The sequence below is a fragment of the Trichocoleus sp. DQ-U1 genome, from assembly GCF_039961925.1.
Taxonomy (GTDB): domain Bacteria; phylum Cyanobacteriota; class Cyanobacteriia; order Cyanobacteriales; family FACHB-T130; genus FACHB-T130.
In genome coordinates this window covers 1-26,177 of sequence record NZ_JAMPKB010000074.1, presented here as the reverse complement: position 1 = coordinate 26,177, position 26,177 = coordinate 1, and the positions used below count along the sequence as shown (strand labels likewise).

The following is a 26,177-nucleotide window of genomic DNA, read 5'->3' as shown; positions in this document are numbered from 1 at the left end:
AGACTCGCACTCACGTTTTCTGTACTAACTGTGGAAATCAGAACCCAGCGAACTCAAAGTTCTGTTCTAAATGCGGCACTAAATTAGTGCAACTGAGCTAACATCAATTCTTCGGGGAAGGGTAGCTTCAGGAACTGATGCTGCTCATCAGGCTAGCGATCGCTACCGCTAACTCGTCTGGCTCGATTGGCTTGGTGAGGTGTTTCTGGAAACCTGCCTTTAGGATTTGCTGATGGTTAGTTTCGCCAGCATAAGCGGTTAGAGCGATCGCGGGAGTCTCTCCCCCTTCCTCTGCACTCCTGGCTCGGATTTGACGAATCAGCATATAGCCATCCATTTCAGGCATTCCAATATCGCTCAACAGCAAATCCGGCTTCATCTGAGCTAGCGCCTCCAGCGCCTCAGCCGCCGATGCCACAGCGCGTACCTGTGCGCCACACTCTTCGAGAATGAAGACGATTAACTCCCGCGTATCCACCTCATCATCGACAACCAGTAGCTTTACCCCTTCCAAATTTGGAGAATTATCAAGTAACGGATTGTCCTGACTCGTCTGAGGCGCAGTTGTCATTAGGGGTAGCGTCACACTGAAGGTTGCTCCTTGCCCTTCTCCCGGACTTGCAGCCGTAACAGTACCCCCATGAAGTTCTACGAGGTGGTGGACAATTGCCAGTCCTAACCCCAATCCCCCGGATACTCGTGTCGTTTGGCTATCAGCTTGACGAAAGGAATCAAAGACGAAGGGCAAAAAGTCTGGGTGAATTCCCCTCCCCATGTCTCTTACTTGGATTTGGGCATAGGAATTTTGATTGAATTTTGATTGAATGAATTCAGAATTCTCTGGACTTGGGACTTGTGAAAGTTGAATTTTTACCTGTCCTCCTATCGGTGTAAATTTAACAGCGTTCGAGAGCAGATTCCAGACGACTTGCTGTAAGCGATTGGCATCTCCCAATACCTTACCCAGATTGGGAGCGATCGCTGAGTGAATTTGAATCGACTTCGCTTCAGCCGCTAGACGCACCGTTTCCATCGCTTCCTCAATCGTTGCCACCAAGTTAACCGGAGCAATATTTAAACTCAGTTTGCCTTGCAGAATCCGCGAAATATCTAGCAAATCCTCGATCAGCCGTGACTGTAATTCGGCATTGCGCTCAATCGTTTCTAGGGCGCGGGCGGTGGTTTTTTCATCAAACTGGCGGCTGCGGAGGAGTTTTGCCCAACCCAAGATCGGATTGAGAGGCGTTCTCACCTCATGAGAGAGGACAGCAAGAAATTCATCTTTCATCCGGTTGGCTGACTCCGCTTGAGCGCGTGCTGCCTGTTCCAGCTTGAAGAGGCGATCGCGTTCTTCTTCGGCTCGCTTGCGTTCACTCAGATCGAGGACGTAGCAGACACCCTGCTCTTGTAGAGATCCCTCAAACAAAGCAGTCCCCACCAGTACAAAGACGCGGCTGCCATCTTTACGGATCAATTCTTTTTCAAAGGGAACGCAAACCCCCTGTTCTCTGAGTTCCTTAACCGCCTGCTGAGTCCGCTCGACGTATTCTGGTGGAGTCATCAGATTCCAAGCAATTTCACCAGCTTGTAAATCCTCCCGCGTATAGCCGACGATTTGCAGGAAGGCATCGTTGGCTTCGGTAATTTTGCCGCTCAGATCGCCGAAAAAGATGCCAATGATATTTGAGTCAACGATGCGCCGCAGTCGCATTTCGCTTTCTTGCAGTGCGATTTCTATTTGTTTGCGATCGCTAATATCGGTGACAGTCCCAACGTAACCGATGGTCTCACCGTTTTCTCCAATTTCAGGAGCCGCTTGACCTAATACCCAAGTCACCGAACCATCAGAATGCTGATATCGATACTCTGATTGGAACAGCCGATTTCCCTGCGCGGCTTGATACCATTCAAAGATGCGTTGGCGATCCTCCGGATGAAGGGCAGTTTCCCAACCTTCTCCCAATGCGGCTTCTGGAGTGATTCCGGTCAGTTCGCACCAGCGTTCGTTGGTATACAAACACTTCCCCCGACTGTCTGTATGAAAGATTCCCACCCGTGAAACTCTCGCTAAGGTAGAATACCGCTTCTGACTCTGGCGCAGAGCTGCTTCTGCTTGCTTGCGTTTGCTAATGTCTTGGAACATCACGACACAGACCGAGGAATGACCGTGCATCGGTGGCAGGGTATCCGCAAAGACAATCAGGGAACGGATTCCTCCTGGCGTGTGCCAGTTCATCTCAAACCCGTTGAGCCGTTCGCCGCGTGCTACTCGTACTCCTGGCATTTGCTCGTTGGGAATCTGCGCTCCCGTCGCATCCGTGCAATAGTAAACGGTGTGGTACTCTTCGGCTGGTTTATCTTTGGGAAATTCGCCTCCTGCCAACTCGTCAGCGGCTCGGTTGGAAAACAGGACTCGACCCGTTCCTGGCTCAACAAACAGCAAAGGAGATGGCATCAGATTCAGCACGTCTTCTAACCATTGCTGCTGATTCTGGAGTGCTTGCGATCGCAGTTGCAGCGCTTCCTCCGCTCGCTTGCGATCGCTTAAGTCTATCAAGAAGGCCATCCCTTCTTGTTGCTGGTCGTAAGGTTCCTGTAACAGGGCACCACCAATAAGAATGGGAACCCTGCTCCCGTCTTTACGGATATATTCTTTTTCAAATGGGGTACAAACACCATTTTTCTTGAGTTCTTCGGCTGCCTGTGCATCCAAATGCAGATATTCCGGCGGTGTTATCTGTTCCCAGGAAAGCCGACCCGAAACCAAATCCTCCCGCTCATATCCGACTAATTTCAGGAAAGCGTCGTTGGCGTAGTTGATTTTTCCGGTAAAGTTGGCGAAGGTGACACCAAAAATATTCGCCTCAACCAGTCGTCGGAAGCGCCTCTCGCTCTCTTGGAGTGCCTTCTCGGTTTGTTTGCGCTTGGTGATGTCGGTCAGCATTGTCAGCACCCCGATAAACTCACCTTGCCGATTGAGAATCGGGTTTGTGGAGAGGATTGCCCAAAGGTCTTCGCCATTTTTACGGCGAAGCCGAAAATCAAATTGCTCTCGAATTCCCTGTTTACTTCGCTCAATGTGTTGCTCTGCCTCGATGCGTTCCTCTCGATTGATGAAGTCAAAAACAAAGCGATCGCCCATCTCTTGGACGCTGTAACCCAACATCTCAGCTAACCGCTGATTCGCGTAATCTGTCCGCAAGTTTGGGGTAATCAACCAGATGCCTTCGTGAGCTGTATCAATCAGGCGACGGTAGCTTACTTCTAGTTTTGATAAGCTTGCCTCACTTCGTTGCTTCGCAGCGACTAATTCTGCATTTAACGAACTAATCAGCAGCGCGACTAAGGTAAATACGACTAGCTGGAGAACGTCCGCTCCACTGTGTATCCTTAGCTGATAAGTCGGAGGTATGAAGAAGTAGTTGTTAGCGAAAATAGCCACTACCGTAGCCACTACCCCTGGCCCCAGTCCGCCATACCAGGCACTGAACGTCACAGCGGCAAAAAACAGCGGCGAAATGGATGTATTAGTCGGCGGCAATAGCAGCAGCAGCAGCAACGTTAAGATAACTGACAAAGCAGCAACACCATAACGTTGCAGTTGAGAGCGCGTGACTTTTAACACTTTTAACATAGGACTGTTAGCTGAGTCCTCAGACTAACTTGATAAAACTGTTTTCACTTTATGACCTTATGATAGATAAATATTTTTGTCTATTTACCTTCTGGATTATTTTTAGCTATTTTAAAAATTCTATTTTTTATTTTTGGAGTCCTTTTAAATAAACGCTGCACAAGCTTGAAATAATTGCCTTGTAAGATGCTAAGAATTCAGATACCCGACTTCTTGAAGAAGTCGGGTATCTCACTTTCACGACTTATGGAGGAGCGCTCATCGTCAACTTATTAGCCCTGGTAACTGGAAATCGCGGCTAAACAAAATAAGCCCGCTTGGCACGGACTAACGAAACATCATAAATTTTAAACCAGAAAAGGCAAGCTTTATGTGTATAGCTGCGGTTTCAACCACCTAGCCTATCTTAATTTAACTGCGCCTTTCTATAAATGGCACAAAGACGAGACGGTTTAAATATTTTTGCTTTGAACATAAAGTTCGGCGGCACGTTGATGATAATATGCTCGGCAGATTCTTTATATGTTTCAAATTCTGCTGGCATTCCTTTGGGAGTTGCAGTGCTGTAAGGAACAGGTTGAAAAAGTAATTCTGTAAACTCAACTGCTTCCCAGTTTGTCTGTTCAGTAATTTGGGTGAGAAAAGCTTCACCTGTTAATAAACTGAACAGAGCTTCTTTCGCTTCTGGCGCAAGCGCAAAACTACTGTCAAAATTCTCGACGATTTTAAGACCCATTTTACAAATACACTCTAATTAATCAACAACGGTCAACGCACAGCTATTGGAAAGCAAAGTAGGTAGACCTAAGATATTTTACATATACATGGAGAGTAGATGGAACGCGATCGCGCGTTGATTCAGCCAAGGGATGCTTCTAGACAAACGCCGCGCCCTCTTCGCGTTGGGCGATATTCTGCTTTGGTTCTGGACATCCCTTAAGATGTTCCCAATCCTTTTCACTCATGGATACTGCCATCGGGCATAATTGCTTGAGTCAGAATGGCTCCGCTCAAGTCAACTTCCAACAAATCGGCTCCTCTGAGATTGGATCGACTCAAATTAGCTCCATATAGATTCACTCCATTCAAGTTAGCTCCTCCTAAAAAAGCTTCACTTAAATTTGCATAACTAAGGTTCGTCCCACTGAGGTCTGCTTTCCATAAGTTCGCGCCAGTTAAATTGGCTTTACTGAGATCCGAGCGTCTTAAGTCGATTGCAGCCAAATCAGCTTGACTTAGGTTAGCGCCAACTAGGACAATTCCGCTTAGACAAGCAGTTCTTAAATTGGCTCCCATCAAGTTAAATGTAGAAATACATAGCTTGCCTGCCTGCATTGTTACCTTACTAAAGATTCTTTGTCCGGTTGCGTATCGTTTGAGAAGTTCGTCAGCTTTTTTTTGAACTAACTCTGGCTGTGGATTCGCTGATGAATCAGTTTTCCGAGAGATAACTTCCATGTATGTAATACTCTAGCGATCAAATTGAATATTTTTTATCATCCCCCTTTAGACATAAAAATAAGCATCGGAAATGATAAAGAATCTATAAAAGTTTAGTGAAGTTTGTCATTTTTTTAGAGGTAAAGAAATAATTAAAAATTTAAGACTGTAGTGCAATTTCTTAATATTTAGTCATACAGATGGTTATAAAGAGATGCCTGTAAAATATAGATTAAGTTACGTATTTTTCAGGAGAAATCAACAAGAAAAGTTTTTGCAATTAAGTAATACTACGTAATGTGCAATGCTAATACATTTTGTTTTTTGTTTGCAGTATATAGACTTCTTAACTCCCCAATTTATCGGGAAGCTAGAGAAGAACTGACAAAATTTGGGTAATCGTAGGAACGAAAGACCGTAAAATCAAGGCATGATCTATCAACGCCCTCGCCCCGAAATCCCCGATTGCACTTGGAGTCGTCCCATTGGTCTCGGCTGGGACAAACCCCACACGGTTCGCTACCCTAGTAATCTCGACGATGGCCCTTGGCACGGGATGCCCTTGGGTGGCTTTGGAGCCGGATGCATCGGTCGTTCTTCGCGTGGCGACTTTAACTTGTGGCATTTGGATGGCGGAGAACACGTCTTCCGGAGCCTGCCTGCTTGTCAGTTCAGCGTCTTCGAGCAGCCAGAAGACTCCCCCGCGCAAGCTTATGCGCTTTGTACAGAACCGCCTGATGATAGGACTTTATCCCGGTGGTTGTGGTATCCAAAGGAAGGGAGGAGTCGTGAGTCGGGAGCCGGGAGTCCGGAGTCGGTCGGAAATTCTTCGGGAACCTATCATGCGCTGTATCCCCGCAGCTGGTTTGTCTATGAAGGGGTATTTCAGTCTCAGTTGACGTGCGAACAATTCTCCCCGATTTGGGCGGGTAACTATCAAGAAAGCTCTTACCCAACAGCAATCTTTCACTGGACTGCCCACAATCCCACGGATAAGCCGATTACGATTAGCATCATGCTGACGTGGCAGAATGTCGTGGGTTGGTTTACGAATGCGATTCAATCTCCGGAAGTGCGGGTGCGGGATGATGGCAGTCCGGTTTACGAGTACCAGCCGCGCTGGGGGGATAGTACCGGAAATTTAAATCAGTGGATTGTGGACTTCCACCGAGTGGGGTGTCTGCTAGATCGGGTGAGGCTACACGATGAAGTCGGAGAGGGAGAAGGACAGTGGGCGATCGCAACTGTCACGAATCCTAGTTTAGAAGTCTTCTATCACGGTCGTTGGAACCCGATTGGGGATGGCTCAGATATTTGGGATTTATTCGCTTGTAATGGCTCGTTGCCAGATCGAGAAGATGAAACTCCGGCAGCACCGGGAGAACAAATCGGTTGCGCGATCGCTGTCCGGTTTACTCTAAAACCTGGGAGAACTCGCCAAATTCCCTTCATCGTCTGCTGGGATTTTCCAGTGATGGACTTCTCACGGAGTACCCAGCAACCAAATCTGGGCACTCAATACTACCGCCGCTACACCGATTTCTTTGGTCGAAACGGCAAAAATGCCTGGTCGATGGTTCGCACCGCTCTCAAGCAAGATGATATGTGGAAGGATGCGATCCGAGAATGGCAACAGCCGATTTTGCAGCGTCAAGACTTGCCCAATTGGTTTAAAATGGCGCTGTTTAATGAGCTGTACTTACTTTGCGACGGCGGCACCCTCTGGACTGCGGCTTCGGAAGATGACCCTGTGGGGCAATTTGGCGTCCTAGAGTGCTTGGATTATCGCTGGTACGAAAGCTTAGATGTGCGACTTTACGGCTCATTTGCTTTGATGATGCTCTGGCCTAAACTGGACAAAGCGGTGCTAGAAGCTTATGCACGGGCGATTTCCACCCACGACGAGACGCCCCGAATTATCGGCTATAACCAAGCCTCAGCCATTCGCAAAGCCGCCGATGCGACGCCCCACGATTTGGGTGCCCCCAACGAGCATCCGTGGGAGAAAACGAACTACACCAGCTATCAAGATTGCAACCTGTGGAAAGATTTACCCTGCGACTTTGTGTTGCAGGTTTATCGAGATTTTGTCCTAACGGGTTCCACAGATATCGAATTTTTGCGCGAGTGTTGGGTGCCGATTGTGAAGACGCTTGCCTATGTCAAGCAATTTGATATCGATGGGGATGGAATTCCTGAAAATTCAGGTGCGCCCGATCAAACGTTCGATGATTGGAAGTTGCAGGGGGTTAGCGCCTACTGCGGCGGCTTGTGGATTGCAGCATTGGAGGCAGCGATCGCGATTGGTGAAATATTACACAAGTCTGAGTTCAATTCCGAAGAAAATTCCCCTGATTACCAATTACCGATTACCGAGTACCAAACCTGGCTAAAACAATCTCGGCAGGTGTATCAAGAAAAACTCTGGAACGGTCAATACTACCGGCTCGATAGCGAAAGCGGCTCTGATATCGTGATGGCAGATCAGCTATGCGGTCAGTTCTACGCTCGTTTATTAAAATTACCCGATCTCGTGCCGCTTGAGCGTGCCGAATCTGCCTTAAAAACTGTCTATAATTCTTGTTTTTTGAATTTCAATCGGCACCTCCCGTCCTCCCAACCTGAAACCTTTATTGGTGCCGTTAATGGCGTCAAACCCGACGGTACACCAGCAAACCCCGACGCGACTCATCCCCTGGAAGTCTGGACTGGTATTAACTTTGGGCTAGCAGCATTCATGATCCAGATGGGAATGAAAGAGGAAGCCTTCCAAATGACGGAAGCTGTGGTGCAGCAAATTTATGACAATGGGTTGCAATTCCGAACCCCGGAAGCGATTACTGCTGCCGGTACTTTCCGCGCCAGTCATTACCTGCGAGCAATGGCAATTTGGGCAATCTACGGCATGATAACGCACTTTTAACGGCAGTATCCCGATATTTTTCGTTATCCGAATTTCCCTTGGGGATGCTACACATTTAATCCCCCAACTCTCCACTCAATTGGAGAGAAGAGAAGCATTCAGTGTAGCGGTAAAAATGTGAAATGAAATCGTTTTTCCCCGATTAGCCAACAGCATCCTCTAAGGCGAAAGTGAAATTATCCCCCTTCCCTGGTAGGGGGATTGGGGGTTAAGTTTGCCTGATTCAAGAAGGATTGAGCAGTATCCCCGTTTGGAAAATATATCAGATTGATAGAATTTGCTGATACACTAACGAATTTAAAGATTAAATGTGAGACGCAATGTGGAATTTACGGAGTTAAGAATGTTTATTGTAAAGTTACGATGAACAAATCGAACGATTCCATAAAGCTTCCATCATTTTTTTGTAAAGATTCTGTAAAGTTGTATGGAAGCTATGAGATTCGTTAGCGCCTCGGTTGACAAATCCTCAGTAAATTCACTAAGACATATACATTGTTAACGGCTAAACAGCCTTAACTTTCCTTTAATGCTTTTTTTACAAAAACCTAAAGTTAAAAACTTTAGGCTGTTTATAGTTTTCGGGAAATTTATCGAAAAGATGCTTTCTGGCTAAGGATTCTAGCGGTTACTACTGCGATACCTACCGGAAACGCATATTGAGCCAATCACAAACCTTGAAAGCTAAGAGGCTCACTGATGAATCGGATGCTGGTACAGGGTCATCCTCCGCTTCAGGACATACAAAACGCTTACTCTAGCCTTCCCGATATCCTCAATCTCTTGAGGCTGTCCCAATCAGATACGAGCTTTGCTTCCGACTTCGAGGGAGCATTTGAACTTTGCGATTTTCAACTGGGCGATCGCCTTGTCAACTATAGTGCCGCCACTGCCTCAGGAAATTCAGTTCGTGATGAACAAAATCAGGGGGATTTTTACCTAGTTTGTGAAGGCCGGGTGCGGCTACTAGCCTTAGACGCAGCACAGGGTAAGGAAGTTCCCGCTCTGGTGGTGGAATCGGGAGAAAGTTTTGGGGCAGAAAAGGTATTTAGCAATCATTGCGAGCTGACGAGCGCGATCGCTGCCAGTGCCGGAATTGTGGCTCGGATTTCAATTGCAGACCTTCAGCCTTGGTTAGAGCGGCTCCCGAATCTGCAAGACTACCTGCAACAGCAGGCAATTTGGCGGCAATGTCTGATTTTCTTCAAAACCTCTACAGACTGGCGGCGCTTGAGCAGCCATACGCTACGACAACTGTTGCCCTACCTAGTAGAAACGCGGATCGAAGCGGGAGCATCTTTGATTGAATCCACACCCTCCGAGGCGGGTCGCTTTTGGTTATGCAGAGGTCAAATTGAAAGCCGACAAGACGCAGATATACCCCCCGCTATCGGACAAAGTTGGGGGTATCCTCATCCCACACCGAGCAGTTGGATTGCCCAGACCGATTTAGTCGTTTATCAGTTGCCTGAGCAACACTTTGAGGCAGCACGAGCAATTGCGCCAATAGCAGCAACTTTCTCAGAGCAGTCAGAAGCAGTTGCCGAGCGATCGCTTGAAAACGGGCACCGTGAATCTACGGAGAAAGGGAAATTGCGGCATCAGCCAAAGAATCTGTCTCCACCAGAGTCTTGGAATGGCAATCGACCGCCACAAATTCAGTCGCCGCAAATTCACTCAGATGTGCAGGCAAATATCCAGCCCCCTGAATCGCCTCCGATTGCTTTTCCCAAACCCGTCAAGCGTCCGGGTCGATGGTTTTGGCAACGCTATCCCTTAATTGAGCAGCAAAGCTCTTCTGACTGCGGTGCCGCCTGCTTGGCAATGATAGGGCAATATTGGGGGAAACGATTTAGCATCACTTCCTTACGGAATCTCGCTGGCGTGGGGCGGGCCGGTGCCTCCCTGAAGAACTTAGGCGCAGCGGCAGAAAAGGTTGGATTTCACGCCCAACCCGTGCGGGCAAGTTTAAATCGCCTAGTCGAGGGGAAAAACCCCTGGATTGCTCACTGGCAGGGCGATCACTATGTGGTGGTTTACCGAGTCAAGGGCGATCGCATCTTGATTGCCGATCCTGCTGTTGGTAGGCGATCGCTTTCTGCGGCGGAATTTCTTGCGAGTTGGACGGGATACGCCCTGCTGCTCGATCCGACGCCAGCATTGCACGCCGCCCCAACGGAAAAAAATTCTCTCAATCGCTTTTGGGGTTTGCTTTGGCCTTATCGTTCCGCGATCGGACAAATTATCCTGGCGTCTCTGCTGATCCAGATTTTTGGTCTGATTACCCCCCTGTTTACCCAGATAATTCTCGACCGGGTGGTTGTTCACAAAAGCGCGATCGCCCTGCACGTTTTCAGCCTTGGTCTGCTACTATTTGGCGTTTGGCGCGTCTGCGTCACGGGAATTCGACAATACCTGCTGGATTATTTTGGCAACCGATTAGACCTCACCCTGATCGGCGGCTTTATCAGCCACACCTTAACCTTACCCCTCGCCTTTTTTGAATCGCGCCATGTCGGGGACATTATCACGCGCGTTCAGGAAAACCAGAAAATCCAGATGTTTCTAACTCGCCAAGCGGTTACAGCTTGGTTAGACGCCTCAATGGCAATCGTCTATTTGGGGCTAATGGCTTATTACAACTGGCGTCTCACCTTAGTAGTGGTGGCGCTAATTCCCCCGATTGTTATTTTGACCGTCGTGGCGAGTCCATTTCTCAGAGGGGTGTCGCGGAAAATCTTTAACGAGGAAGCGGGACAAAATTCCTCACTCGTGGAAATGATGACCGGCATCGCCACGGTGAAAGCGGCAGCAGCAGAACGACAGTTGCGCTGGCGTTGGGAAGACCGCTTAACCAGCACCCTAAATGCTCAATTTCAGGGTCAAAAACTGGCAAACGGCTTGCAAGTTACCGGCGGCTTAATTAATACCTTGGGTACTACAGCATTGCTTTGGTACGGGGCGACGCTGGTGATTCAGGATCGGCTCACGATCGGTCAGTTTGTGGCGTTCAATATGATGATTGGCAGTGTCATCAACCCGGTGCTGCAACTGGTGAACCTTTGGGATGAACTGCAAGAAGTCATGGTATCTGTGGAACGGCTGAATGACGTCTTTTCAGCGCAACCTGAAGAAAGTCCTCAAAAACCTTTGCTAGTTCTACCTCGGTTGCGCGGCGAGGTGAAATTGGAGAATGTTACCTTCCGCTACTCTCCAGATCAAGAGCGCAATACGCTTCAGAATCTATCTTTTGAAGTGACATCTGGGCAAACGGTGGCAATTGTCGGGCGCAGCGGTTCTGGAAAGAGTACCTTGGTCAATCTTCTCCAGGGTTTATATCAGCCAACCAGCGGTCGAATTTGTGTCGATGGTCACGATACCCGCCATGTTTCTCCCTCATCTTTGCGGAGTCAGTTGGGGGTGGTGCCGCAGGAGTGTTTTCTGTTTTCTGGAACCATTTTAGAAAACATTACGCTCTACTCGGATGACTTTACCTTAGAGCAAGTTGTTGAAGTGGCAAAACTTGCAGAAGCTCATGCTTTTATTCAAGATATGCCGTTGGGATATCACACAAAAGTTGGGGAACGGGGGGCAAATCTCTCTGGCGGACAGAGACAACGAATTGCGATCGCTCGAGCGCTTTTGGGAAATCCTCAAATTATGATTTTAGATGAAGCTACCAGCTCTCTAGATACTGACTCCGAGCGGCGATTCCAGCAAAATTTAGCTCGAATTAGCCGAAATCGCACAATTTTTATCATTGCCCACCGACTCTCAACGGTTCGACACGCTGACTGCATCCTGGTCTTAGATCGAGGCATTCTAATTGAGCGCGGTACTCATGATGAACTGATTTCGCTTCAAGGTCTTTATTACCATCTAGCGCAGCAACAACTGGATCTTTAACTCCAAATGTTCTAAACCGAGCCAACTTGTATGAATTATTACAGTTTTACTTGAAATTGGTTTCATCCGTTGGCAGGAATGTGGAGCAAATTACAACCGTTACGATGTTAAAGATTCTTGTTCTGCCAAATTCCTCTTCCACGACCATTTGTTCAGTAGCATTGCAATCATCAATTCCAGTCCTCGGTGAATTGGCAGCTAATTCAGAAAATTTGGCAAAAAATATGCCAATTTGGCAGACTTTCCAAGCAGCAGAAATTAGGATAAAAAGGGAGTTCCTGTGGAAAAATTGGTAACGATGAAAAGCCAAACCAAAATGTTGCTGAAACCGGCTAAAAATGGCACCGCTCGTTAAATCCAAGCAACGAGAGCCATCCTCAATCTCAAACTTTGAACTTGCTCATTCTGGGCCACAGCCATGCAAAAACCAATCAGATCGATTTCTGCATCAACGGCCTCAAACCTACCCTTAACTCCACCCGTTGAGCCTTTTGGCTCAGGCTATACAGGTAGCAACCAGAATTCATTCGATAGCCAGGGGATATTATCCCGTACTCCGACTCAAGGCGAGTCGGTTACTCATCCTGGCAAGATTCAGCGTCAGTGCGATCGCTCTTTTGCTGAGATTTATGGGGGTGCGACTGGCTCTATCGAAATGAGCGTACAGCCCACCTCGACTGAAACAGCTAGCATCAAGTTCATTTCGCGTCTGCCACTTCTCCAGAGACTCGAACCAACCAATGGTCTACCTCGTTGCAGACGGTGCTTGACCAGCCACCTTCCACGCTTCCTCGCCAGCTGATATTGGGCGGAATGGCTTTCTGTCTGGCTTTTGGGGCTTGGGCTACCTTTGGGCAAATTGACGAAGTGGGTCACGCTCAAGGACGGTTAATGCCCAAAGGAGCCGTCTACAAGATTGACCCAGTGGAAATGGGGAAGGTTGCCAACATTGCCGTCAAAGAAGGTCAAGCGGTAAAAGCCGGTCAAGTGTTAGTGGAACTGGATACCCAAATTGCGGCGGGTGAAGTAGAGCGTTTGCAGCAAATGCTGGCAACGAATCAAATGCAACTTATTCAGAAACAAGCGCTTCTAGAGAAAACGCATCTGGAAGTGAAAACCCAGACAGCGATCGCTTCTTCAGACACTCAAGCAGCTTTTGCTGCGATCTCCGAAGTCAATGCCAAAGGATCTGCTACCCGCGAACAAATCGCTCAACTTCAAACGGCAAAGACGGCGAATCAAGAAAGACTCGAAACACTAAAACCCCTGTCGGCGACGACGGCAGAACTGCACAAGAAACTAAAAGCTGATGTAGCGGCGGCGGTAGAGGAAGTCGAGAGGGTAAAACCGCTGGTCAAAGAGGGGGCGATCTCCAAGAAATATTTGCTGGATGCCGAGCAAATGATGCGCGATCGCCAAAGTGCCATCACCAAAACTCAACTAGAAGAAGACACAACTCTTAAAGACCGACTGTTTGAGGCCCAGCAAGCTCTGCGAGATGGCGATCGCGCGATCGCTTCAAGTCAAGGCGATTTAAAGCAGACGCTCGCACAAGCACAGCAACTCCACGCAGAACTCGCTCAAAAACAAGCTCAAGAGCGCAAAACTCAGATAGAAACACAGCAGCAAATTCAGGAATTAGAAGTTGAAATGACTCAGCTTAAAGCCCAAATTGCTGAAACTCAAAATCTGCTGAACGCCGCTAAAGCAAAGCTCAAACAACGGTTTCTGACTGCTGCCGTTGATGGAGTGGTGTCGTCTCTGAAAGTCCGCAACGTTGGCGAAGTGGTTCAACCCAGCCAAACTGTTGCCGAAATCGCTCCCCACAAAGCACCCCTGATTCTCGTAGCCAGTTTACCCAATCAAGAAGCGGGCTTTGTGAAGACGGGAATGCCAGTAAAAATCAAATTCGACGCTTACCCCTATCAGGAGTACGGTATCGTTTCCGGGAAGATACAATCCGTCTCTCCCGATGCGAAACCCGATGAGCGACTGGGAGAAGTCTATCGAATTGAAGTAGCGCTGGATCGTAACTATATCAATGCAGATCGTCAAAACATCAAATTTAAAGCCGGTCAAACTGCCTCTGCGGAGATTATCATCCGCCGACGCCGGATTGCCGACATTCTGTTAGATCCCATCCGCCAGATGCAAAAAGGCGGCATCAGTTTGTAAAACCAAATTTATCCAAGGGCAATTGTTATGGCTTATCACATTCCCTGTTCTAATCCTAAACTTGACAAAACCATGAATTCCGAACAGTTTAATCAAGTTGTTGAAGCCATCATGGAAGGAAAGTATTCTTGGGCTTGCGTTTTACTATTGCGGTTTGCTGGTTACAATCCCCTACACTACATCCCCTACCGAACCTACAACCGATTGCTCAAAGAAAACTGCCAAGTTGGCAGACACACCAACTGTAAAACAGATACTTTAAATACAGATAATCAAATGGCTGCAATCGGGTCAGAGAGCCTAGAGTCACACAAGTGCTTAAGCACAATTAAAGACCTTGGTTATCTAGAAGCGATCGCTGAGCCACAAGTACGGGGAAGCGGGGGTCATTTTGACCCCTGGTTAGTCATAAAAACTCAAAAAATAAACTCAATTTTTCGGGAATTAAAATAACAAAAAAATCTGCTCTTCAAGATTGAAGTTGATTTTTTGACCAGTCGTAAAAATCCTGCCGCGTTCATCTTTACTAAAGAATGGGGCAGGTTTTTCTTTTACAATTGCCAAAAAACTGCTCTCGCACTATTTTTTAAATCATTGAGAAAAAATGCCAAAATGGCAACACGACCTTAACCATACTGTTTATATTGTTTATATCAACCAAACAAGGTTGTTTCAGAAAAAAACTGAATTGCAAAGGAAACATTCAATGATTATTTCTGACCTAAGCCATTTGGAAGTTGCCGACCAATCTCCCAGCCTTGTTGGTGCTGGCTATAGCTACTCCAGCTACAGCAAATATAAGAGCAATTCCAGCTATCTCAATCAATACGCTTCTTCCAAAGCAACGGCTAAATCAGTATTTGGTCCAGCAACAGCCGTAGCAATTTCTACAAATGTAGCCACCGTTACCCAACTAAATTTTTAAACGTGGCGGTTGCTGTTAAATAATGCTCTAAATATTGAGCATTTATCAGGGTAAACCTCTCTGGAAGTCTATCGACAATAGGCTTTCTAACTCGGTTACTCAAAAAGTAAACCAAATTCTCAATCTGGAAAGGAGACATCGAATGATTATTTCTGACCTGAGCCATTTGGAAGCTGCGAAGCAATCTCCCAGTGTTGTTGGTGGTTGGTATAGCTATAGCTATAGCAATTATAAGAGCAATTCCAGCTATGTCGATCAATACGCTTCTTCTAAGGCAAGTGCTAAATCATTTTTAAGTTCAGCAACTGCGGTAGCAATCTCTACCAATGACGCCAGCGTTTACCAAATTAATTGATGAAAGGTGACTGCTGCTCTAAACTTTGAGCTTTTTCAGTAGTAAACCTTGGGGAAACTTATCCCCGGAATTGGCTTTTCAACCAGATTTCTGCAAAAACTAAACCCATTTTGAAAAGGAGACATCCCATGATTATTTCTGACCTGAGCCATTTAGAAGTTGCCGAACAATCTCCCAGCGTTGTTGGTGCTGGCTATAGCTACTACAGCACATCTAAGAGCAACTACAGCTATCTCAGTCAATACGCTTCTTCCAAAGCGACGGCTAAATCATTTTTCGGTCCAGCAACTGCCGTAGCAATTTCTTCCAATTCAGCCAACGTTTACCAAAGTAACTAATTAACGATGGCTATTGCTTATAGCCATTGAGCAAATTTAAGTCTGAGAACTGCTGAAAGCCAATTTTAAGTAAATAAAAAGGCTTTCAGCGGCCTTTTTGTTAGCAGGAGGACTCCCATGAGTGGATTAACAATCAATGATTTAAATTTTTTTGATTCGGGAATTTCGGACTCAAGTGGGGTGACAGGTGGCTCAAGCAAGATTACCTTGCACGACTTTTTGAAAGATATCAGCATCCCGATTGATTATATCGATGTCAAAGACACGGACTACTTTAGTTATTCGACTAGCAGTAGCAAGGGAACAAAAAATAGCCTGAAGGCCACAGCTAGTGCTTTTGGGAGCAAGGGTAATATGTCTGTTTCAACATGGACTTCCGGTGGCTATTAATCTAGATTTGGCAGATAACAGTTCAAGATTTACCCTACCTTGGACTGTTTATCAATCCTTCTGTGACTGTAAAAACTGAAGATAATTATGCCTTAGTTTGCCTTGGTGACTTTATTTAAGTTGTTGATCTAAGGACATATAAACAATATGATTAAATCATCTCAATGCGTTTTGTATCTTGGTCTAGCTGGAAGCTTGATCGTATCTGTTGCTCTACCTTCCCAAGCTAACCCTCCGGGTGGCAAAGATTTCACCAGCGCTTTAAGCGTCATTAGTTCATTTTCCTCTGGAGGTGGTTCTAGTAGTGTCACCGCTACCAGTAGTGCAACAGCAACCTCGTCTGGTGATAGCGGTTTCAGCAGCAGTCAAAGTACCTCTAGCGCATTCTCATCTTCAGCGGGTTCTGGCAGTAGTAGTAGTGCGACAGCGACATCTCCTACAGGAACTCCCAGTAGCCAAAGTGCGACAGTCTTTACTCCTAGCGCAACATCCAGTAGCGCTAGCGCCACAGCTGCCGCATCTACAACTTCTCCTAATATTACGAGCGTCACTGTTGCCGCACCCGCAACCTCTACCAATCCCACTAGCGTCACCGTTCCTACACCTGCAACCTCTGCCAATCCCAATAGCGCTAATATCACTAGCGCTAATATCACTAGCGCTAAAGTTAATGCGCCAGCAACAATCATCCCTAATGCTGCTGGAATCTCAACCACCTTGCCAGTGGCAACCTTCTCTAACCCTAACGTCCCAGGCACTTCCCGCTCATCAACCGTTGCCGCAACCTACATTAGCAACTTCTCTTTGCTATCATCTCTTCCAGACAAGCGTGAGATTATTGAACAACGTAAAGACCTTTCTGTTGAAAATAATAGTAGCAACAATGAAGGAGCTTCCTATAGCCTTGTAGGGCTAGGTAGCCGAGTTTTTCCAGGCCTTGGTGTGAGGCTAGTTACTGATTAAGTCTAACTGAGTGGAGTCATAACAATGATATGACTGATCTTTCAGGGGCATCTATTCATCCGAATGAAGTGGTTAATTTCCTGAAAAAAAATCTTCAGTTGAAGGATGTCCATCAAAAAATTTTATATCAAAGAATCATCGAAAAAGCGGCTCAGGAAAGAAACCTAACAGTCACCGCAGAAGAAATTCAGGCTGACGCGGATAGGCTGCGTTATGAGAAGCGTTTGGAGAAAGCCTCAGACACGCTAGCATGGCTGGCAGACCAGATGATTACTGTGGATGACTGGGAGGCAGGAATTAGCGATCGCATTCTGGCTTGCAAGTTAGCTAATTCTCTATTCTCTAAAGAAGTCGAGAAGTTCTTTGCGGAAAATCGGCTTGATTTTGACCAAGTTTTACTCTACCAAATTATTGTGCCTTACGAAAAGGTCGCTCAAGAACTTTTCTATCAAATTGAAGAAGAGGAGATCGATTTTCATCAAGCCGCTCATCTTTACGATTGTGATGAAAGGCGCAGACATCATTGTGGATTGGAAGGCAAGCTTTTCCGCTGGAACTTAAAGCCAGAGATCGCCGCCCTTATATTTAGTGCCCAAATCGGAGAAGTAATTGGACCCATCCAAACCGAGCAAGGTTATCATCTCTTAATGGTTGAAGAGTTCATTCCTGCGGAATTAACCCCTGAAAGGTATCAAGAAATCCTTGATAGACTCTTTGAAGAGTGGTTAACCAGTGAGTTAAATTATATGATTCATAACCAAATAGTTTAAACAAGCCACCAATTTTGGGTGAATTTAAAATTCAATGTTAACTCTTGCTTTTAATTCAGTATTCAGAATGGAGGATATCAATCGTGATCCGTTCTAAAGTCTTAATTCAGCGAATCGTCTCATCTGATGGAAAAAGCGTTGCAGAAGCCAAGAGCGTAGTCATTACGTCGGATGATAGTGAGAGTACAATTCGTCAATGCGTTACGGTTGAAGTTTCTTCGGGCAATCGTTGTAGAAGTCGCGCAACATCAAGCGTGACTTCTAAATAGACACCTGCCTGAAAAGTGGGGTGGGATATAACCTTACTGCATCCAAACGAGAATTGTTATATCCCTAGCGATTACAGATCGCCCTTTCTACAAGCATTAGGTAGGGACTTCTAGAAAAAATCATCTCTATGCCATTGTAGGGGCACGGCATTGCCGTGCCCCTACAGCAACTATTCCCTACTAAGAGGCTGAAAAATGAAGGCTACGTAGGCAGGCTTCGTTCGCGTAGCTACGACTTTAGGCGCCTGACGTTTTTACTTTGACTTCACTGCAACAGCTTTCTTTCTGGCTTCATATCCAACGCCCATTAAGCAGAATAAGAGTAAAGCTAAGGTACTCGAAAACTCTGGGGTTTCAGCACTTGCCTTACTTGCTTTCACTTTATTTGTCTTAGTTTCTACTAAGGTTAGATAAGTTAAGCTATCGAATTTACGCGAAAACTTACCTTGAATAAAAGCTTCAGCAGTTTCTTCGTTGCCTCCAAAAGAAGTCTCTAAAAAAACTTTATTTGGCTTAACGGTTACGTTGGCGCTCTTCTCATAAGCAAGAAAATCACCAGGTTCTAATGTCTTTATTTTTCCGGCTAAGCTAAAAAAGTCTAAAGGAATCCAAGTCTTCGTATCTTTATTATTCTGGGTGTTATATAACTGAAAATTTACCTCGCCAGATGCACTAGCATATTCAAATTCTGGTTCGTCAATAGAGGTTTTAAGACCTAAAAAAGCTGAAAAATCGAAAGAGAAAGTTTGACCTGCATTTACTAGAAAGTTATAGCCAATCACTCCAGCTACGCTTTTCACCTGTCCAAAATAGCTCTTACCTTCGCCCTCAATTTTACTTAAAGAGAAATTGAAAGCGGAGGTTTTTTTTGGGGAGGGGTCGGCTGTAAATTCTGCAAAGGCATCAGCATCGGCAGTCACCTCACTACTGCTTGTAAATATCTCAGTAAAAGCCTCAGTAAAAGCCTCTACCTCAACAGGTGAGTGGCTAAATTTATTCAGTTCTACTGTCGCTTCAGATTTGGCTAGAGTTGCAGCCCAACCAGGCGCAGCAACGAACGCAGAGCTAGCCATCAAAGGCGTTGCGAACAGCAAGAAGCGTAAGCTGGGACGTTGTTTGGTTATCATAAAAACCTTATTTCCTTATGTCACTAAAATTTTGGGCATGAGAATTTTGACCTGCTGAAAGTTGCAGATCGAAGCGATGAACTAACAAAGGAACAATTTCACCTAGACTGTTTTCAATAACAATAAACAGTCTGTTTGTTAAATGGATGTCTCCATTTAACAAGCCTTTGGGTTACGCTGAAAAGACTGACGAGAAAAGTTTCTATTGCACTTTAGCAAAGAAATACTTAAGGACTTTCACGTAAGTATCATAATCCCAATTCTCTAAAATCAGAGTAAAGCTCCAGTAAATATACTGAAATACTTTTTAAAGATTTGATGAAGTAGGAATGGTCATTCGGATGCTGAACAAAATGAAAAAATTGCCGTTCTATCTATTGGTTCTACAAGGAGTGTTGTTCGGGATAGAGCTACAAGTAACAGCGCAGGCGCTGGTGCCTCTAAAAGCGGTGGAAAGGTTGGGCGGTCGCCAACAGATGCGATCGCTTGAGGCTGCTGTTACCAAGAAGCAGCTATCTGGAAGCCAGAAGTCAGACCGTTTTACTAATAAATTGCAACAGATTCCTCTCGATCGGGGAAGCGCAAATAAGTTGCCTCAAAAAAGTGAAGAGGGGTCAGCACTCGAAATTCCTACCTCTGTCACGTCTCCGTATTCTCACGTATGGGTCATCAAAGACAGCCAAAATCAGCCAGAGCAACAGCCTTTTGCGTGGATGGTCAAAGATACTAAAAAACAGTATGAAGATGGCAGTACGGTGCCGCTACAACCGATATTGGGGCTGCTGAAAGATACCAACCAGGCAGCGCTTCAGATGGCAGACGCGGGTGACGCGGGTAAAGCTACTAAAAAGTCTGGCTTTGATGAAATCGTTAAAAATACGGAGAAGGTGGAAGGGTTGTTTACCCTCTACCGCAACAAGAAGACGGGCAAAATTTATTTAGAAATCAAGCCCGAACAGCTCAATAAAAACTTCCTCGGTACCGTGACGATGGAATCGGGGATTGGAGAACGCGGGATTTATAGCGGAGTTCCCCTGAATGATTTCCTGTTTTATTTTCGTCGGGTGAACGACAACTTACACTTTGTCGTTCGCAATGTTAACTTTCGCACGCGCTCTGGGGAGCCGCAAGAGCGATCGCTCAACCGGGCGTTTAGCGACTCTGTCCTTTACTCCCTAGACATCAAAGCGACTCATTCGCAACGCAAAACCCTGCTTATCGATATGGGGGACTTACTCCTGACCGATTTGCCAGGGTTAACCTCAATGTTAAAAACGTTTTTAAATACTTCCTACCGCCTCGACAGCAACAAGTCGTATTTCGACACCGCCAAAGCCTTTCCCCTCAATATCGAAATTTCCTCGATTTACGGTTTCTCATCGACGAGTAGCCAGGACGCAAATTTAGCGACTCTGCCTGATAGCAGGGCACTCAGCCTTAAAGTACATTACAGTTTATCCCAGCTACCGGAAAACAACGGCTATATTCCGCGTCTCGCTGACGACCGGATTGGCTACTTTATCACCGCCTACAAGGACTTCTCCAACGACAACCGCAGAGAACCTTTCGTTCGTTATATTCATCGTTGGCACTTGGAAAAGCAAGATCCGAAAGCATCTCTGTCACCACCCAAAAAACCAATTGTCTTCTGGATTGAGAACACTGTCCCGGTTGAGTACCGCGACGCCATCCGCGAAGGCGTTCTGATGTGGAACAAAGCTTTTGAGAAGGCGGGATTTAAAGATGCGATTGAAGTGCGGCAAATGCCGGATAATGCCACCTGGAGTCCCGCAGATGTCCGCTACAACACGATTCGCTGGATCAATTCGTTAGATGGATATTCTGCCAGAGGGCCATCGCGTGTCAATCCGCTGACTGGCGAAATCTTAGACGCCGACATCATTGTAGATGCCAACATGGTGCAATCGATTAAGCAGCGATATCGCACCCTTGTCGAGTCAAGCCAGCCGTCGGGAACCGGGTTATTTTCCCAAATTGCGGAGAATCCCAATCTCTGCAACGGATTGGAGAGAGAGGGAGAGAGAAATTCTCAATCATCTACCCCCGATTTCTCGCAACTCCTCCAAGATCACGATCTCTGCTATGGCATGGAAGCGGCTACTCAATCGGCGATGGGCGCGATCGCATTATCGCTGGTTCACAATGTCTTGCCTAGCAGCAACGAAATGAAAGAATTTGTGCATCAGTATATCCGCCACCTGATTTCCCACGAAATTGGACATACTTTAGGGTTGCGGCACAACTTCCACGGTAGCACGCTGCTAAAGCCAGAAGAATTGAACAACACCGACATCACGCGCATCAAAGGAATGGTGAGTTCGGTGATGGATTACGTTCCCGTCAACTTGGCACCCGAAGGCGTGAAGCAAGGAGAGTATTATCCAGGCGTTGTTGGCCCTTATGACAAATGGGCGATTGAGTACGGTTATAAACCGAGTGGGGCAACAAATTTTGTAGCTGAGAAGCGATTTTTAGAGCAAATTGCCTCCAAATCGCCCGAATCAGAATACGCCTATGCAACGGATGAAGACATCTTGGATCTCGATCCGGGTGCCAGTCTTTGGGATTTGAGTGGCGATGTGCTGCGCTACTCACAGTCGCAGATGGACAACGCCCGGATGATGTGGGGGCGTTTGGATAAGCGTTACCCGTTGCAGGGCGATAGCTATGAAGAAATGCGCGTGTTGTTTAACACGATACTAAGTTACTACTTCAGTAACGCTAATTTGATGAGTCAATACATTGGTGGGCAGTCATTTAGCCGCAACCATGCCGGAGATCCCAACGGGCGTTTGCCGTTTGAACCCGTGCCGCTAGAAAAACAGCGCGATGCATTGACAAAAATAGGCAAATATGTATTTGCCGCAGACGCTTTTGATTTTCCGCCGGAATTACTCAATCAGTTAGCACCGTCGCGCTGGAGACACTGGGGAAATCCGATCCCGATTTTCCGACTAGATTATCCCATTCACGAAAACCTACTGTTGCAGCAACGTCGCGTATTGCGATCGCTTCTATCAGAAGATCGCCTAAATCGTCTGCGCGACATTGAACTGAAGACGAAACCAGGGGAAGCGCTGACGCTACCAGAACTCTTCGACACCCTGCAAAATAGCATTTGGACAGAGGTACAGCAATCCGATCGCAAACCCGCGAATATTTCCAGCCTCCGCCGTTCCTTGCAACGCGAACATCTAGAAATCATGCTGGGGATGGTGTTGCGGACTGAATCGGTACCGGAAGATGCCCGAACGTTGGCATGGTACGAACTGCAACAACTGCGGAAATCGCTGGATAGTGCATCGAAGCAGAAGAACCTCGACACCTATACCAAAGCCCACCTTCTGGAAACACGCGATCGCATTAACAAAGCCTTAAACGCCCAGTTGGAATCGAAGTGAATCTGCGATCAACGATAAATGGTGCAACGTGAAAGAGAAAACCTAACTCCCTTTTCCCTTCCCTACAAGGGAAAGGGGAAAGAACTCTTTGCCCCTCTCCTTGCAAGAGAGAGGTTGGGGAGAGGTTCACCAAGATGTATTGGGGGAGTCAATCAGACAGTAACGCGCCGCGTCACTGTAAACTTTTTTGTTTTTTTTGACGGATAGTATTTTTGAACACTGGAACGGGAACCTTAAACAGGGAGACGTTGATGCATTTAAAGATGGTGTTGAAGATGACGCTCAACTTTAGCGTGCAACATAGCTCTCTAGATTTTGTTGAAGAGAAATCAAAGGATTTATGTTCTGTTTTTAGTCCCCCTTAGAGGAGGTTTATAAAGTACCTGGTGAAGGGAAATCAAAAAAATACAAATTATTCGTAGCCAAGCAGATTTAGAAAATCCGGAATTTTAAAATTTGGGTGGGTAGGTTTCCTATATGTATCTGGCACAGACCCTCTGCTAAAGCCACGAACAGGCTCTAGAGACGACAATGGCATCTCTATTTTCCAAACCCATCATTGTTCCGACTTGAATTAGTAATCGTCAATCAGTTTAAAGACAAAATGAAAAAATCGCCATTCTACGTGTTTTTCCTTCTGGGACTATTCTTCGCAAATGTTTCTTCAGCTAAAGCAGCCATTACAAACACCCAGAAGCCAGTCGTAACCTCTCAGGTTTTAGCTAAAGATATAAATATAGAAAATTCGGATTTTCAATCCTTCGATGAGACGGTTAAAAACACTCAAAAGCTGGAAGGATTATTTACCCTTTACCGAAACAAACAAACCGGCACAATATATCTAGAAATTAAACCAGAACAGCTCAATAAAAACTACCTTGCCACCATTACCTTAGACTCCGGAATTGGCGAACGAGGTCTTTACAGCGGAATGCCGCTGCAAGATATGCTTTTCTACTTTCGCCGGGTCAACAACAATTTGCACTTTGCCGTCCGCAACGTGAACTTCCGCACTAGTCCCGGCAATCCAGAACAGCGATCGCTAGAACGAGGCTTTTCTGACTCCGTTCTCAGTTCCCTGAAAATTATCAGCATTCATCCGCAACGTCAAACCATTCTCGTCGATCTGGGGAACCTGCTACTCAGCGATTTACCTGGATTAAGTTCGTATTTAAAAACTGCTTTGGAGGCTTCCTACCAGCTAGAAGAAGACAAAACCTACTTCGGTGCTGCCAAAGCTTTCCCCCTGAACATGGAAATTGAGTCGATTTACGGCTTCTCTAACCCTAGTGGAGATGAAGGGGCGTACCTGCCGACGCTGCCGGACAGCCGCGCCCTTTCCCTCAAGGTACATTACAGCCTCTCTCAGCTACCGGAAAATAACGGCTATATTCCGCGCCTTGCCGACGAACGGATTGGCTACTTCACGACGGTTTACAAGGATTTTTCTAGTAAGAGTGGCAAAGATCCGTTTGTGCGCTACATCCAGCGCTGGAATCTAGAAAAGCAAGATCCCGCAGCTTCCCTGTCGCCACCCAAAAAACCAATTGTCTTCTGGATTGAAAATACTGTCCCGGTTGAGTACCGGGACGCCATCCGCGAGGGCGTTTTGATGTGGAACGCCGCGTTTGAGAAGGCGGGATTCAAGGATGCGATCGCAGTGCAGCAGATGCCAGAAAATGCGACTTGGGACCCGGCTGATGTGCGCTACAACACGATTCGCTGGTTCAATTCTTTGGATGCCGCATTTGCATTAGGACCGTCGCGGGTTAACCCGTTGACTGGGGAAATCTTGGATGCTGACATTATCGTGGACGCTGACTTTGTGAATTCGTTCAAGCAGGAATATCACCACCTGATCGAACCGAACCAGAAGGGGAACAGCAGTATTTGTAACCGTGGCTTCTTGCCTTCTCACTCGTCTAAACAAGGTGCAGCGCGGGGTGGTGCCAACAGACAGGTAAAACCTTCGTTATTAGAACAGGATGGTCATAACTATCGGTGCGAGGGAATGCAATTTGCCAATCAGATGGCAGTTGGGTCGTTGTCGCTATCACTATTGCAGAACGTTAGTCCCAGAAGCGATCGCATGAAAGAGTATATTCATCAATTTGTGCGATTGCTCATTGCTCACGAAGTCGGACACACTCTAGGCTTAAGACACAACTTCCGTGGCAGTACCCTCCTCACCCCAGAGGAATTAAATAATACCGACATCACCCGCGCCAAGGGAATGGTGAGTTCCGTCATGGACTATCTGCCACCCAACTTGGCACCCCAAGGCGTCAAGCAAGGAGATTACTATACCAGCAAGGTGGGTGCTTATGACGAGTGGGCGATTGAGTATGGTTACAAACCCAGTGGCGGGGTAATTCCCATCGCCGAACAGCGGTTTCTGGATGAGATTGCCAAGAAATCTAGTCAGCCGGAATTAGCTTATGCCTCCGATGAGGACAGCTTTGACCTCGATCCTACCGTGAACCAATATGACATGAGTCTCGATCCGCTAGGCTACGCGCGATCGCAACTGGATATCGACCGCCAACTATGGGATCGCCTTAACAAAGGGTATCCCGGTACCGGCGAAAGTTACAGCGAAGTCAGCGATCGCTTTAACACCGCGTTCATGCACTATTTGCAAAACGTGTTCTTGATTACTAAGTATATTGGCGGACAGTCGTTCTACCGCGATCGCCCCGGAAACCGCAATGGGCGCTTACCCTTTGAACCTGTGCCAGTCGCCAAGCAGCGCGAAGCCTTGGCAGCATTGCAAAAGTATGTCTTTGCAGAAGACGCTTTTAATTTCCCGCCGGATCTACTCAATAAGTTAGCACCCTCGCGCTGGATGGATTGGAGCAATAATATTGCAATTAATCGCCTTGATTTTCCGGTTCACGACAGCATCTTCTTCCCGCAAAGCATTGTTTTGAGAGAAGTGCTATCGGGCGATCGCCTCAACCGTCTGCGCGACTTGGAACTGAAGAGTCAGCCAAATCAAGCACTGACGCTACCCGAACTATTTAATACCTTGCAGAGTAACCTTTGGAGTGAGTTGCAACCAGCAGATAGCAAGTCGGTGAAGATATCCAGCTTTCGACGGGCTTTGCAGCGAGAACACTTGCAGATACTAATTGGCATGGTGTTGCGGACTGAGGACGTGCCCGAAGACGCCCGAACGCTTGCCTGGTCAAAATTGCGCCAATTGCGTGAAGACATCAACGGCAGCCTCAGACACCGGAGTGGGAACTTAGATGAATACACCAAAGCCCACCTGCAAGAAACACGCGATCGCATCTCTAAAGCCTTAGATGCTCAGATGCAATCAAATTAAAATCACAGGTCAAGAGTCATTTAACTAATGATTCCTGACCTGTGACAAATAAGCATTTAATCATTAGTCATTAGTCTGTTGCCAATAACTAAGGACTAGGGCGTGTCATCAATTAGATAAGCTAGAGCAAGAGAGAGAAGAAAAGGCTGAGCAATGACACGACGGTATGCCCTGCGCGATGACCAATGGGAGCGGCTCAAAGACTTGTT

Annotated in this window: 17 protein-coding genes; 12 read left to right on the top strand and 5 right to left on the bottom strand. The window is 46.6% G+C overall.

Annotated features, from left to right (window positions below; genetic code table 11):
• Nucleotides 1-127: 127 nt before the first annotated feature.
• From NDI34_RS22665 to NDI34_RS22655, 3 genes are all read right to left on the bottom strand, one after another.
• Nucleotides 128-3,634: a PAS domain S-box protein gene (locus tag NDI34_RS22665; RefSeq protein WP_348233908.1), complete on the bottom strand. Its 3,507-nt coding sequence runs from the start codon at nucleotides 3,632-3,634 to the stop codon at nucleotides 128-130.
• Nucleotides 3,635-4,040: 406 nt separating this feature from the next.
• Nucleotides 4,041-4,370: a hypothetical protein gene (locus NDI34_RS22660; RefSeq protein WP_190534323.1), complete on the bottom strand. Its 330-nt coding sequence runs from the start codon at nucleotides 4,368-4,370 to the stop codon at nucleotides 4,041-4,043.
• Between the two features lie 221 nt (nucleotides 4,371-4,591).
• Nucleotides 4,592-5,092 carry a pentapeptide repeat-containing protein gene (locus tag NDI34_RS22655; protein ID WP_190534321.1) on the bottom strand — a complete coding sequence of 167 codons (501 nt, stop codon included), beginning with the start codon at nucleotides 5,090-5,092 and terminating at the stop codon, nucleotides 4,592-4,594.
• A 412-nt stretch (nucleotides 5,093-5,504) separates the two neighbouring features.
• Here NDI34_RS22655 and NDI34_RS22650 point away from each other — a divergent pair, with 412 nt between their 5' ends.
• The 9 genes from NDI34_RS22650 (at nucleotide 5,505) to NDI34_RS22610 (ending at nucleotide 16,086) form a co-directional block, all read left to right on the top strand.
• Nucleotides 5,505-7,997: a GH116 family glycosyl hydrolase gene (locus tag NDI34_RS22650; RefSeq protein ID WP_348233907.1), complete on the top strand. Its 2,493-nt coding sequence runs from the start codon at nucleotides 5,505-5,507 to the stop codon at nucleotides 7,995-7,997.
• A gap of 699 nt (nucleotides 7,998-8,696) precedes the next feature.
• A complete protein-coding gene (locus NDI34_RS22645; protein WP_348233906.1) occupies nucleotides 8,697-11,903 on the top strand; it encodes a peptidase domain-containing ABC transporter in 3,207 nt (1,068 codons plus the stop codon).
• A 418-nt stretch (nucleotides 11,904-12,321) separates the two neighbouring features.
• Nucleotides 12,322-12,705 (top strand): hypothetical protein, encoded by a 384-nt coding sequence (locus tag NDI34_RS22640; protein ID WP_348233905.1) that lies wholly within the window; start codon nucleotides 12,322-12,324, stop codon nucleotides 12,703-12,705.
• Nucleotides 12,666-14,078 (top strand): HlyD family efflux transporter periplasmic adaptor subunit, encoded by a 1,413-nt coding sequence (locus tag NDI34_RS22635; protein ID WP_348233904.1) that lies wholly within the window; start codon nucleotides 12,666-12,668, stop codon nucleotides 14,076-14,078. Before NDI34_RS22640 ends, NDI34_RS22635 begins: the two co-directional genes overlap by 40 nt.
• 27 nt (nucleotides 14,079-14,105) lie before the next feature.
• Nucleotides 14,106-14,531 (top strand): HetP family heterocyst commitment protein, encoded by a 426-nt coding sequence (locus NDI34_RS22630; RefSeq protein ID WP_348233903.1) that lies wholly within the window; start codon nucleotides 14,106-14,108, stop codon nucleotides 14,529-14,531.
• A gap of 151 nt (nucleotides 14,532-14,682) precedes the next feature.
• Nucleotides 14,683-15,003, top strand: coding sequence for a hypothetical protein (locus NDI34_RS22625; protein WP_348233902.1), 321 nt, complete (start codon nucleotides 14,683-14,685; stop codon nucleotides 15,001-15,003).
• A gap of 142 nt (nucleotides 15,004-15,145) precedes the next feature.
• Nucleotides 15,146-15,358: a hypothetical protein gene (locus NDI34_RS22620; protein ID WP_190415177.1), complete on the top strand. Its 213-nt coding sequence runs from the start codon at nucleotides 15,146-15,148 to the stop codon at nucleotides 15,356-15,358.
• A gap of 128 nt (nucleotides 15,359-15,486) precedes the next feature.
• The gene (locus tag NDI34_RS22615) at nucleotides 15,487-15,696 is read left to right on the top strand and encodes a hypothetical protein (RefSeq protein WP_190415176.1); all 210 of its coding nucleotides are present in this window, start codon (nucleotides 15,487-15,489) and stop codon (nucleotides 15,694-15,696) included.
• A 117-nt stretch (nucleotides 15,697-15,813) separates the two neighbouring features.
• Entirely contained in the window at nucleotides 15,814-16,086 is a 273-nt protein-coding gene (locus NDI34_RS22610; protein WP_190415175.1) for a hypothetical protein, read from the top strand.
• 365 nt (nucleotides 16,087-16,451) lie between these two features.
• Here NDI34_RS22610 and NDI34_RS22605 read toward each other — a convergent pair whose 3' ends face one another.
• Nucleotides 16,452-16,844 carry a hypothetical protein gene (locus tag NDI34_RS22605; protein ID WP_190529315.1) on the bottom strand — a complete coding sequence of 131 codons (393 nt, stop codon included), beginning with the start codon at nucleotides 16,842-16,844 and terminating at the stop codon, nucleotides 16,452-16,454.
• Between the two features lie 234 nt (nucleotides 16,845-17,078).
• Here NDI34_RS22605 and NDI34_RS22600 point away from each other — a divergent pair, with 234 nt between their 5' ends.
• Nucleotides 17,079-17,819: a peptidylprolyl isomerase gene (locus NDI34_RS22600; RefSeq protein ID WP_348233901.1), complete on the top strand. Its 741-nt coding sequence runs from the start codon at nucleotides 17,079-17,081 to the stop codon at nucleotides 17,817-17,819.
• A 523-nt stretch (nucleotides 17,820-18,342) separates the two neighbouring features.
• Here the strand turns inward: NDI34_RS22600 and NDI34_RS22595 are convergent.
• The gene (locus NDI34_RS22595) at nucleotides 18,343-19,215 is read right to left on the bottom strand and encodes a hypothetical protein (RefSeq protein ID WP_348233900.1); all 873 of its coding nucleotides are present in this window, start codon (nucleotides 19,213-19,215) and stop codon (nucleotides 18,343-18,345) included.
• A 341-nt stretch (nucleotides 19,216-19,556) separates the two neighbouring features.
• On the opposite strand from NDI34_RS22595, the gene NDI34_RS22590 reads away from it, so the two are divergent.
• Nucleotides 19,557-22,637, top strand: coding sequence for a zinc-dependent metalloprotease (locus NDI34_RS22590; protein WP_348233899.1), 3,081 nt, complete (start codon nucleotides 19,557-19,559; stop codon nucleotides 22,635-22,637).
• A 604-nt stretch (nucleotides 22,638-23,241) separates the two neighbouring features.
• Entirely contained in the window at nucleotides 23,242-25,968 is a 2,727-nt protein-coding gene (locus NDI34_RS22585) for a zinc-dependent metalloprotease (RefSeq protein WP_348233898.1), read from the top strand.
• Nucleotides 25,969-26,177: the final 209 nt, after the last annotated feature.